Source organism: Shewanella metallivivens, from assembly GCF_028750675.1.
GTDB lineage: Bacteria > Pseudomonadota > Gammaproteobacteria > Enterobacterales > Shewanellaceae > Shewanella > Shewanella metallivivens.
Map to the genome: position 1 here is coordinate 472,252 of NZ_JAQQPZ010000001.1, position 12,715 is coordinate 484,966.

Consider the following 12,715-nt stretch of genomic DNA (forward strand, 5'->3'; position numbering starts at 1 on the left):
TATTACTCGTTAATGGACATCACATTTAATAGCGCAGTAATACTGTCGAAATTGCGCGGTTAAGATGGTCTACGGTGATGATGTATAAACGATCAAACTCATTGGCATCATCAATTAGCGGTTGTTTGTCTACGCCAAGCCGCTCAGCTAATGCCGTTGTGGTATTACTGTGACCGACCACCAAAATGTGACCTTGCTGACTTAACAGCACTTCTGCTGTTTTTTGAAGATCTGCAGGATGGTATAAATTCAGTGCGAGGTGCTGGTCTTCAGCAACCGCTAATGCAGTTTCACGTGTGCGCTTGTAATCTGTGGTGTACACTTTGTTTAATGGGGTGCTGGATAACACATTGGCTAAACGCAGTGCTCTTAATTTGCCTTGTTCGCTTAAGCTTGGATCTGCACCTTGGTTTTTTTCCGCATGACGAACTAAGTAAAACACTTTTGTTTCAGCAACGGCGGTTATGTTTTTAGTCTCTATACTTGTGGCATTGACTGTAAACACACTGCAACACAATATAATCAAGCTGTAGAGAAGGTTATTCAGAATTTGGGTTTTACCTAAAGTCATGTTATTTATCCATTAATGAAATCATTGAAGTTCAACGCTCCAAATGTTAACAGAATTTTAATCGTGTTACTGTTATCTGTGTAGACTGAAAAATATCTGCAGTATCTATCGTTATTGTTCACAACATAATGGTTAAATGATGAATCATATTTTGCGAGTTTTTCAATGACCAACAATACTTATTTACCTTTAGCTGTTTAGCCACAGGTTCAGCAAGACAATTAAATAAGGATCATTTATGTCTTCATCATTAGCGGCTGAAATTATTCAATTAGAACTGGATGATGCTTTGCCTGTTTGGCGCCATACCATTTTTATGCGTTTATTTACCATTTTAGCGGTCATTTGTATTCCGGTTTATATCACCAGTGTGTATTTCTGTATCGAAGAAGGCATATGGTTTATGGCGGTATTCGATTCGCTCGCTTATGGTCTGCTATTGTTTGTATTGTTTTACCCCAATATACCCGACTCGATGCGTTATTTATTTGGTTGTTACTTATCGTTCTTGATTGGTGCAGGCTTTTTAGTCGTATTAGGCCCTTCTGGTGCTGGTTTTTTTTGGCTATTTGCTTTTCCACCATTGACCAGTGTGTTACTCGGTGACAAATCTGCAATTACAGCACAGATAGTCAATATCATTTTCTTGTTGGGTTTAGGGGGCGCATACCATTTACAATGGCTTAATTGGCCTGTAATGGAGCATTTTTCGACGGTTATTTGGTATGTGGTGGTGATTAACTTCATAGTGACTTGTGCCATTGTGACTCAATCAACATCGTATTTGTTGGGTAAATTAAGTCAGTCTTTGCAATCAACTATTGCTTCTAGGCAAGCGACTGTAATTGGTTTAGCCAAACTGGCAGAGTACCGCGATAATGATACTGGCGCACATTTAATACGTATGCAGCAGTATGCCAACATGTTGGCCAAACAGCGCCTAGAAGATGAACAAGTACCCGAAGAATTAACCGATGCTTTTATCCAAGAGATTAGTTTATCTTCAATCTTGCATGATATTGGCAAGGTGGGCATAGCGGATCATATTTTGCTTAAACCGGGACGATTGACCCCAGAGGAATTTGAACACATTAAATCACATCCTGTTATAGGTGCTAAAGTGATTGATAGTTTGTTGAAATATGCGCCACAGTGTGAATTTTTATTGATGGGCCGAGATATTGCTGGCGGTCACCATGAAAAATGGGATGGTAGCGGTTACCCTAAAGGTCTTGAAGGTGAATCAATTCCGTTATCTGCAAGAATTGTCGCATTAGTTGATGTGTATGATGCGTTAACATCACCCCGTTGTTATAAACGTCCTTTCACCCATGAAGAAGCCAAAGACATTATCATTGCTGGGCGGGGAGGTCATTTTGATCCTGCATTAGTCGATTGCTTTATGCAGATTGAACATCGCTTTGCTGAGTTATCGCAAGCTTCTTTGGCACACCATTCTGCAAGTTATGAACCCTAGGGGCTATAAGTCGCGTTTAAACATCAACGGCCATAATAATGCCAGTCTATGAAGACTGGCATTATTTTACGCACTCAATTAACGTGAACGGGCGTTACTTGGCAAGCAGGTTTTTGCGATCACGCGAGGCTTTGGCTAAATCACGTAATAACGTTTCAGAATCAGCCCAATGCAAACAAGCATCAGTAATACTTTGGCCATAGGTTAAAGGCTCACCTTTAACCACTTTCTGGTTACCTTCAATCATAAAGCTTTCTGCCATGATGCCGGCTATGGCAGTACTGCCATTACGCATTTGTTGCATAATACTATCAGCTACATTTAGTTGGTTTTTATGCTTTTTCTCACTATTTCCATGGCTAAAGTCAACAACCATACGTTGCGTCACGCCTACTTTCTCTAGTTGTGCACGAGTCACTTCAATGTCTTCTGCTGAATAATTTGGTTTTTCACCGCCACGTAAAATAATGTGGCCGTATGGGTTACCATGGGTACGGTACACCGCCATTGCACCATCTTTATCTGGAGAGTAAAAAATATGCGGTACTTGCGCTGCACGAACGGCATCTACTGCGATATTGATATTACCGTCAGTACCATTTTTAAAGCCAACAGGGCAAGATAGTGCAGAAGCCATTTCACGGTGAATTTGGCTTTCAGTGGTCCGTGCACCAATGGCACCCCAGGTGATAAGGTCGGCAATGTACTGACCATTAACCATGTCTAAAAATTCAGTGGCGATAGGCAGTTTTAGTTCCGTTATTTGTTGCAGTAACTGACGTGCCATGCGCAGGCCTTTATTTGGACTAAAGCTACCATCCAAATCAGGATCGGATATTAAGCCTTTCCAACCCACAATAGTACGTGGTTTTTCAAAATACACTCGCATCAATATACACAAGTCGTCTTTCAGTTCATGGTGCAGTGCAGATAGCTTTTGTGCGTATTCTAAGGCCGCTTTAGTGTCGTGTATGGAACAAGGGCCAATAATCACTAGCAAACGTTGATCTTCACCCGCAATGATTGCTTCTACTTCGCGACGTTGTGCTACAAGGTAATCCGCTGCGTCTTGAGTTAAAGGATATTCTGAAGCCAACTGAGCAGGAGAGATAACTTTGCTTAATAAGGTTGTTCTAAGTTCATCTGTTTTAATAGTCATGCGTATTACCGAAAAATCGTGAGATGCATCAGCATCATAATGCCTCGGATTATATACCCAAAGAAGTGAAAGATGCGAGGGTTCGCCTAGGATTCTACCCGTTAAAAAACAGATTGCCCTAAGCGTTTAAGACGGATCAACTAGGGTTAAATTCATCATTGATGAATAAATACCCTAATTAAGCAGTGGCTGATTGTTTATTTTTTAGAACATGTGACGAGCTAAACCGGTAATGTCGAGGATTTTTGTGGCGATTTCCTCTACTGAATGATTCGTGGTATTCACAAAAGGAATACGTTCTTTTTTAAACAACATCTCTACTTCTTTGACTTCAAGGCGGCATTGTCTTAACGACGAATAACGGCTGTTTTCCATGCGGCTTTGTCTAATTTCATGCAGTCGATGTGGATCAATTGTAAGGCCAAATAATTTCGATTTATTACGTTTAAGCGATTCCGGTAACTTAAGATGATCCATGTCATCCTCAGTAAAAGGGTAGTTTGCAGCCTTAATACCAAATTGCATTGATAAGTATAAACTCGACGGCGTTTTACCACAGCGTGACACACCTAATAAGATAATGTCGGCTTTATCCATGTGTTTCATGGTTTGGCCATCATCATTTTCCATCGCATAATTAATGGCGTCGATACGGGTGTCATAACTGTGATTACTTTTACCATGAGTACGATGCAAAATAGGCTTTGCTTGCACCCCTAAGTGTTGTTCGAGTGGCGCAACAAAGGTATTCAAAAAGTCGTAATCGACACATTCACTCGAAAAAATCACATTGCGGATCTCGGGATTAATGATCGAATGGAACACAAGTGGCCTTTCGCCTGTTGTAATAAAACAATCATTTATTTGTTGTTTAACTTTTTGTGCACGTTGGACCGTTTCAACGAACGGAATTGTAAGTGCTTCAAATTCAATGGGAAACTGTGAAAGCACCGCATGACCAAAAACCTCTGCTGTGATCGCGGTCCCATCTGAAATATAAAATACTTTTGGCGTCATTATGACCTCTTGTAGTAATAAAATTACAAATAAAATTATAGATTTACGCGTGTTGTATGGGAGTGTAAGATGCTATTGCCCTCGTGTGAAGTGGCCACTGAAATAAAAACTTGCGGAGATAAAACTGTGCAGCAATACGTACTCTGGTATCAAGAATTAGGCATGGGTGATGTAAACAAGGTTGGCGGTAAAAACGCATCCCTTGGAGAGATGATCAGCAATCTAGCTAATGCAGGAGTTCAAGTCCCTGGTGGTTTTGCTACGACCTCTCATGCGTTCAATGAATTCCTTGAACAAAGTGGAGTTAACCAGAAGATTTTTGACATTCTGGCTACATTGGATGTTGATGATGTCAATGAACTGGCGAAAGTCGGTGCACAGATCAGACAATGGGTGATTGAGACCCCATTCCAGCCTGCATTAGAAAATGCTATTCGTGAAGCTTATGAGCAATTATCAAGTGAAACGCAAGACGCTTCATTTGCCGTGCGTTCTTCAGCAACAGCAGAAGACATGCCGGATGCATCATTTGCGGGTCAACAAGAAACATTCTTAAACGTAAAAGGGTTTGATGCCGTCATGCTAGCAATTAAGCATGTATACGCCTCACTCTTTAACGATCGTGCAATTTCTTATCGTGTTCACCAAGGTTATGAACATCAAGGTGTGGCTTTATCTGCTGGCGTGCAACGTATGGTGCGATCAGACAAAGCGGCTTCTGGGGTGATGTTTACCATGGACACTGAATCAGGTAACAACGACGTTGTCTTTATCACTTCATCATTCGGTTTAGGTGAAATGGTAGTACAAGGCGCGGTTAACCCTGACGAATTTTATGTGCACAAACCAATTTTAACGCAAGGACATCAAGCTGTAGTGCGTCGTAACATTGGCAGTAAATTGATTCAAATGGTTTACTCAGATGATGCCTCGCATGGTAAGCAAGTCAAAATTGAAGATGTTGCCGCAGAGCAACGTCGCGAATTCTCTATCAATGATGCCGAAGTGATGGAATTGGCTAAACAAGCCATGATCATTGAGCAACATTATGGCCGTGCGATGGACATCGAATGGGCAAAAGACGGCAATGACGGTAAGTTGTATATCGTTCAAGCGCGTCCTGAAACGGTTCGTAGCCGTGAAGATGTGCAATTAATTGAACGTTACCACTTAAAAACCAAAGGTGATGTGATTTCTGAAGGTCGTGCAATTGGTCATAAAATCGGCTCTGGTGTGGCTAAAGTATTAGCTTCGATTGAAGACATGGACCAAATTGAGCCAGGTGATGTATTAGTCACAGACATGACCGACCCAGATTGGGAACCAATCATGAAGCGCGCAAGCGCCATTGTGACCAACCGTGGTGGCCGTACCTGCCATGCTGCGATTATCGCACGTGAATTAGGTGTTCCTGCTGTTGTGGGTTGTGGTGATGTCACTGACCGCATTAAGAGTGGCGATCTAGTGACCGTGTCTTGTGCTGAAGGTGACACTGGTTTGATTTATTCTGGTGTGCAACAATTTGAGGTGGTAACAAACCGCGTTGATACATTGCCATCATTACCAATGAAAATCATGATGAACGTGGGTAACCCAGATCGTGCCTTCGACTTTGCTCGTTTACCAAACGAAGGTGTTGGTCTAGCACGTTTAGAGTTTATCATTAACCGTATGATCGGTATTCACCCTAAGGCGTTGCTTGAATTCAACGACCAAACGGCTGAACTACAATCTGAAATTAATGACATGATTGCCGGCTACGACTCGCCAGTTGAATACTATGTTGCTCGCTTAGTGGAAGGTATTGCTTCAATTGCATCTGCATTCTATCCGAAAAAGGTTATCGTACGCATGTCAGACTTTAAGTCTAACGAATACGCAAACTTAGTCGGTGGTGATCGCTATGAACCAGAAGAAGAAAACCCAATGTTGGGCTTCCGTGGTGCTAGCCGTTATATTTCTGAATCATTCCGCGATTGTTTCGCGCTTGAATGTGAAGCTATTAAACGTGTTCGTAACCAAATGGGCTTAACCAATGTTGAAGTGATGATCCCATTTGTTCGTACCGTTAAAGAAGCATCACAAGTTATCGAATTACTGAAAGAGCAAGGCTTAGAGCGCGGTAAAGATGGTTTACGCGTGATCATGATGTGTGAGCTTCCATCTAACGCCTTATTAGCTGACCAATTCCTTGAGCATTTTGATGGTTTCTCTATCGGCTCAAACGATTTGACTCAGTTAACACTTGGTCTTGACCGTGACTCTGGCATTATCAGCCACTTGTTTGACGAGCGTGATGACGCGGTTAAAATATTGCTGTCTATGGCCATTAAAGCGGCGAAAGCCAAAGGTGCTTATGTCGGCATTTGTGGTCAAGGCCCTTCAGACCATTCAGACTTTGCTGCTTGGTTGGTTGAACAAGGCATCGATACTGTGTCATTAAACCCTGACACCGTCATCGATACTTGGTTATATTTAGCAGAAGCTCATGGATAAATAGTGTTAAAAATGCAGTTCAACCTGCATTTTTATCATGTTGTAACAAAAGCCGCTTTTTAGCGGCTTTTTTTTGTTTATAATGGCAACAATATACCCATAATGAATAAGTCCTCTATGTTACCTTTACTATCACATAAACAAACATTAGAACCTATCTATCTAGACTATCTTGACGCACTTGAACAAAGTGAGTTTGAGGGTGAAATAGACAAGAGATACAGTGCCCGGCTTATTCAAGCAACCGATAATTCGGTATACCAATTTTTACCTCAAGCAGTAATTTATCCATTACATCAACAAGATGTTGAACTTGCACTGACGCTGGCATCACAGCCCAAATATAAATCGGTCACTTTTAGTGCACGAGGCGGTGGTACCGGTACCAATGGTCAATCATTAACCCATGGATTGATATTGGATGTGTCTCGCCACCTTAATCAGGTACTCGAAATTAACGTCAAGCAAGGCTGGGCGAGGGTACAAGCTGGTGTCATTAAAGATGCATTAAATGATGCATTACGACCTCATGGACTGTTTTTTAGTCCTGATTTATCTACGTCTAATCGTGCCACGATTGGCGGTATGGTGAATACTGATGCATCAGGCGCGGGTTCATTGGTTTATGGTAAAACCTCAGATCATGTATTAGGTGTCACTAGCGTACTGGTTGATGGCAGTGTATTAAGCACTCAGCCTCTGGCTGCAGAGGCTATTGATAATCAGCCTCATGGTGACAACGCTCTGGCCAATAATATTGTCAGCCAAATAGCAGCTGTATGTCAGCAAAAACGCGATACCATTATTGAACGCTTTCCCAAATTAAACCGTTTTTTGACTGGTTATGATTTAAAACATGTGTGGAATAATGATCTGACTCAGTTTGATTTATCACGCATTTTAACGGGTTCAGAAGGCACACTTGCGGTTATCACTGAGGTAAAATTGAATTTAACTCCATTGCCGACGACTCGGATGATGGTCAATATTAAATATGACTCTTTTGAATCAGCGTTACGCCACGCGCCATCGCTGGTTAAAGCTCAGGCTACCGTGGTTGAGACGGTTGACTCAAAAGTATTAAACCTTGCTCGCGAAGATATTATTTGGCATTCAGTCGCCGATGAAATTAAATCAGTGCCTAATAAGGTGATTGAAGGCCTTAACATGGTCGAATTCGCCGGTGATGACAGTGATGTTAACGCCAAAGTGGCCAGTTTAGAGGCGATGTTAACGGAGCAACTTAGCCAACAACAATATGGTTTAGTTGGCTTTCAAATTACTGGCGATCGCAACAGCATTAATAATATTTATGGCATGCGTAAAAAGGCCGTGGGCTTACTCGGTGCGACTAAAGGAAGCCGAAAACCACTAGCATTTGCTGAAGATACTGCAGTACCACCAGAAAACCTTGCTGACTTTATTATGGAGTTTCGCGCATTATTAGATGGCCATAATTTGCAATATGGCATGTTTGGCCATGTCGATGCGGGTGTGTTGCATGTGCGCCCCGCGCTCGATATGTGCGATCAAGCCGATGAGAAACTATTAAAAGTTATCTCCGATCAAGTAGCAGCATTAACCCTTAAATATGGCGGGCTAATGTGGGGCGAACACGGTAAAGGCGTACGCGGCGAATATGGTCCAGACGTATTTGGTGAAGAACTTTATGCCGTAATTGAACAAATTAAAGGCTGGTTTGACCCTGATAATCGTCTAAATCCTGGTAAATTAGTGGCACCGCCACACTCTGGTCCTTTAATGTTTAATGTCGATAGTGCCAAGCGTGGCAGTTTCGATAGACAAATTCCGGTACAAACTCGAGACGCATTTCCCGATGTCATGAACTGCAATGGTAATGGCTTGTGCTTTAACTACAGCAGTTACTCGCCGATGTGTCCATCATTCAAGGTGACAGGCGATAGAGTGCAATCACCTAAGGGGCGAGCAGGATTAATGCGTGAATGGTTGCGTTTGCTTGAAGCCGAAGGTGTTGATGTAGAGCAACTGGCCAAATCTAAGCCCTTGGGCTGGATGCAACGCACCCAAAATACCATTAATAACCAACGTGATTACGATTACTCTCATGAAGTGATGGAATCACTCAAAGGCTGTCTGGCCTGCAAAGCCTGTACAGGCCAGTGCCCGGTTAAAGTCGATGTGCCTAAATTTAGAGCGCAGTTCTTTAACATCTATTACAAACGTTACTTGCGCCCAGCAAAAGATTACTTAGTGGCCGGTATTGAAGATTCATTACCGTTAATGGCATCCATCCCTAAACTGACAAACTTAGCCTCGCAAAACCCACTCAGCCAATGGGTGATTAAAAAAGCCATTGGTTATGTTGATGCACCTAAATTATCGGTACCTACTCTCAAACAGCGCTTAGATGGCCATGTGAGCCGGGGTTATGATTTAGAGGCCTTATGCGCGATCCCTGAAGCAGACCGCAGTCAGTATGTACTTGTAGTACAAGACCCATTCAATAGCTTTTATGATGCAGGTTTGGTTTATCGTTTTATTCAGCTCATTGAAAAGCTGGGGTTAAAGCCAGTGTTACTGCCTTTTAAACCTAATGGTAAACCAACACATATAAAAGGATTTTTAGACAAGTTTGCCAAAACAGCTCAAGACAGCGCCGATTTTTTAAACCGTGTTCACGCGCTTGGTATGCCAATGGTCGGCCTCGATCCGGCGTTGGTATTGTGTTATCGCGATGAATATAAAGAGGCTCTAGGACAACGTCGTGGTCCATTTGAAGTCAAGCTTGCCAATGAGTGGCTAAGCTCTGTCATAGCCACTCGTGCTGAGGCAGCCCCTGTCGCTCACGACGCACCACAGTACACTTGGTTTAGTCACTGTACTGAATCGACGGCAAAACCTAATACGGCCAATGAGTGGAAAACCATCTTTAGTCATTTTGGTGCTAAGCTTAATAGCGTGAACTTGGGCTGTTGTGGTATGGCGGGAACCTATGGTCACGAGCTTGAAAACCTCGAGCGTTCAAAGCAGCTGTTTGATATGTCATGGCAATCTGGTATTGCCGATATTGCTGAACACAGCCAAGTGTTAGTGTCGGGATATTCTTGCCGTAGCCAAGTGAAACGGTTTGCAGGCTTTAAACCCCAGCATCCAATTGAAGCTTTGCTTAAATTAATCAACTCATAAGGCTAAAATATGGCAGATGAAACAACGGCATTAAACTCATTTACTCACCCAGAGGGGGTGGTGTTGTGCAGTGATGATGTGTTGTTTCATATCAAAGCAAATGGTGATTGGCTGTACCTCAATAGCCCGTTACCAGCTAAGTTTGCTGCATTGTTTAGCAGTATTTTGCATTGCATCGACAATGAGTATTTGTTAATAACCCCAATTGAAAAGGTCAAAGTCAGTGTCGAGCAACATCCATTAATATTGGTTGATTATCTGCAAAATACACAAGCGACTCAATTAACCTTCTCCAGCAGTATTGGTACGCAACTACCACCGGTCGATATTGCAGATATTATCGTGACAGATGATGGTATTTATGTCCCATTAATTAGGGGATTAACCGGTATGCTTAATCGAGCTTGTTATTACCGATACATTAACGAATACATTTCTTTTGATTAGCGAGGGAGCATATCTGCTTTTAAATAGTCTTTGGCTTACTCACGCCGTACTTTGGTTTGCAATTGCTAGCTCATGACACATCATGTATTTTGTGAGCGAACATTGATAAAGCTTGATATTTACTATTTTAAATACAAATAGTTAAATTTTTTTAATCTATATATTCACTCAAACTAAGGCTAAAGCGCTTCTCTTAACGTATAGACATGGTAATCTTAATTTGTTCGCGCGAGTTTAGTTGCTCACTATAAGTGATCCCAACTGACCATGCCAATGACGGTGTAGGAGGTATCATTTGAAACGATTTGAAAGTTTAAGTTACCTGATTTCCCATCTTAATATTGCCTTACAGCAAGAACTTGATACGCGCTTAAAGCGCTATGAGTTAGACAGCAAACTGTGGCCTGTGTTATTTGCTCTATGGCAGGAGGAGGGCTTAAGCCAAACTGAGTTATCAAAACGTTGCGATGTTGCTAACTACACCATGACTCGCCTGCTCGATAACCTGCAAGTGCAAGGGTTTATTACCCGTCACCAAGAGGCAGACAATCGTCGTGCTTTTCAAATCTTTCTAACTGACAATGGTAAAGCATTAGAGCAAGATTTAGTCCATGAAGCAGAGTGGGTCAATGAACGCTTTTTAGCGGTACTCACTGAAGCTGAGCAAGATGAATTTATGCGTCTGTTGAACAAAGTGAATCAGTTTAGCCTGTAAGTCTTAAGCACAATTTTGCTTGTCAGTATATCTGTTCGTTTTTGCCCCTAAAAGTGTGTTTTAAATTTGGCTGCGGCCACAACTGTCGTGGCGGTTCACCACACCAGAGCAAGTCGAAACCATCGGATGTTCCCTCTTTATTTCCTATAAAAGATTTGGCCCAGCCGACACAACAAAATTATCTCATGTGATTTAATAAGGATTGGTATTAACGTGTGTTAGCTTATTAAAATCGGCATACTGTGAAATATAAACAAACGCGAATAAAGGGAGTTAATAGTGCGAGTTGCTAATTGGGTCAATTTACCCTTTTTAATCATAGTTCTCTGTGTTACTTCATGTTCAGCTAACGCGGTTGAGATTTTACCGATGCGCGATCGTGCAAAATTTATCGACGATATACTCGCTAAACGGGTTGATCAATTATTACCCAAGCTAATGAATGAACATAAGTTAGATATGTGGGTCATTATAAGCCGTGAGTACAATGAAGACCCTGTCATTAAAACGCTATTACCCGCCACATGGATATCTGCACGCCGTACAACAATATTGGTGTTTGCTCGTAAAAATGACGGAACAATAGGTGCGCATGCCATTGCCCCCTATAACGTTGGCCATGTTTTTGAAAAAGCATGGGATAAAGCAAAACAGCCCAATCAATGGTTAGCGCTTAATGCATTAATTGAACGCTATAAACCGAATACAATAGGTATTAATCAATCTGAGCACTGGGCACATGCCGACGGCTTGGTTGCCACTAATAAAGATAACCTGTTAGCGCATTTACCTGAACAATACAAAACCAACCTTGTTTCGGCAGAGCCTGTAGCTATTGGGTGGCTAGAGCAACGCATTCCAGAAGAAATTGCAGTTTATAAAGATATCGTAAAATTGGCGCATGCAATCATTGCCGAAGCTTTTTCAAACAAGGTTATTACACCCAAGCAAACAACAACTGATGACGTTGTTTGGTGGCTTAGAGAACGTGTTGTTGAACTTAAGCTGCAAACTTGGTTTCACCCAACCGTTTCAATTCAGCGAAGTGAAGAGGTCAATGTTAATCATGAATCCGGCATAAACAATGATGATACAAAGGTAATTTTACCAGGCGATTTATTGCATGTAGATTTTGGAATAAGCTATTTACGCTTGAATACCGATACCCAACAACATGCTTATGTATTAAAACCGGGTGAGACAGAAGCGCCACCGTATTTACAAAAGGCGCTGTTATCTGGCAATCAACTCCAAGATATATTTACTGGGCAATTTGCTCAAGGGTTAACCGGTAATCAGGTATTAGCACGTTCTCGTAAACAGGCAATTTCTCAAGGATTAATCCCTGCAATTTACTCACATCCATTGGGCTATCATGGCCATGGTGCCGGCACTACACTGGGGATGTGGGATTCGCAACAGGGCGTAGTTGGCGATGGTGATTATCCATTACATCTAAACACCGCTTATGCCATTGAGTTAAACAACACCATCTTTATCGACGCATGGCATAAAGACATCAGGATTATGCTGGAAGAAGATGCCATTTTTGATCAATCGGGAGTGTGGTATCTCAATGGTAGACAAACAGCGTTATTGCTCATAAAACCTATTATCAAACTTCAGTCTAATAACAAGTTATTGTTACCATGAAGATGTTCAAAT

General features: G+C 41.9%; 9 protein-coding genes. 6 read left to right on the plus strand and 3 right to left on the minus strand.

What is annotated here, in order from left to right:
• Positions 1–25: 25 nt before the first annotated feature.
• Positions 26–571, minus strand: coding sequence for a SixA phosphatase family protein (locus tag PQR79_RS02000; RefSeq protein WP_238103486.1), 546 nt, complete (start codon positions 569–571; stop codon positions 26–28).
• Positions 572–809: 238 nt separating this feature from the next.
• Between PQR79_RS02000 and PQR79_RS02005 the strand changes: the two genes are divergently transcribed.
• Positions 810–2,048: an HD-GYP domain-containing protein gene (locus PQR79_RS02005; RefSeq protein ID WP_238103487.1), complete on the plus strand. Its 1,239-nt coding sequence runs from the start codon at positions 810–812 to the stop codon at positions 2,046–2,048.
• A gap of 94 nt (positions 2,049–2,142) precedes the next feature.
• On the opposite strand, the gene PQR79_RS02010 is transcribed toward PQR79_RS02005, so the two are convergent.
• The gene (locus PQR79_RS02010; protein ID WP_238103488.1) at positions 2,143–3,207 is read right to left on the minus strand and encodes a 3-deoxy-7-phosphoheptulonate synthase; all 1,065 of its coding nucleotides are present in this window, start codon (positions 3,205–3,207) and stop codon (positions 2,143–2,145) included.
• A gap of 204 nt (positions 3,208–3,411) precedes the next feature.
• Positions 3,412–4,224 (minus strand): posphoenolpyruvate synthetase regulatory kinase/phosphorylase PpsR, encoded by an 813-nt coding sequence (ppsR, locus tag PQR79_RS02015; RefSeq protein WP_238103489.1) that lies wholly within the window; start codon positions 4,222–4,224, stop codon positions 3,412–3,414.
• Positions 4,225–4,350: 126 nt separating this feature from the next.
• On the opposite strand from ppsR, the gene ppsA reads away from it, so the two are divergent.
• The 5 genes from ppsA to PQR79_RS02040 all read left to right on the plus strand — a co-directional run bounded on the left by ppsA (position 4,351) and on the right by PQR79_RS02040 (position 12,703).
• Entirely contained in the window at positions 4,351–6,720 is a 2,370-nt protein-coding gene (ppsA, locus tag PQR79_RS02020) for a phosphoenolpyruvate synthase (RefSeq protein ID WP_238103490.1), read from the plus strand.
• Between the two features lie 117 nt (positions 6,721–6,837).
• Complete coding sequence (gene ydiJ / locus PQR79_RS02025) at positions 6,838–9,888, plus strand: D-2-hydroxyglutarate dehydrogenase YdiJ (RefSeq protein WP_238104163.1); 3,051 nt, start codon at positions 6,838–6,840, stop codon at positions 9,886–9,888.
• Between the two features lie 9 nt (positions 9,889–9,897).
• A complete protein-coding gene (locus PQR79_RS02030; protein WP_238103491.1) occupies positions 9,898–10,335 on the plus strand; it encodes a DUF1285 domain-containing protein in 438 nt (145 codons plus the stop codon).
• Between the two features lie 295 nt (positions 10,336–10,630).
• The gene (locus tag PQR79_RS02035) at positions 10,631–11,050 is read left to right on the plus strand and encodes a MarR family winged helix-turn-helix transcriptional regulator (protein WP_188916505.1); all 420 of its coding nucleotides are present in this window, start codon (positions 10,631–10,633) and stop codon (positions 11,048–11,050) included.
• Positions 11,051–11,365: 315 nt separating this feature from the next.
• Positions 11,366–12,703: a M24 family metallopeptidase gene (locus PQR79_RS02040; RefSeq protein WP_238104164.1), complete on the plus strand. Its 1,338-nt coding sequence runs from the start codon at positions 11,366–11,368 to the stop codon at positions 12,701–12,703.
• Positions 12,704–12,715 lie beyond the last annotated feature (12 nt).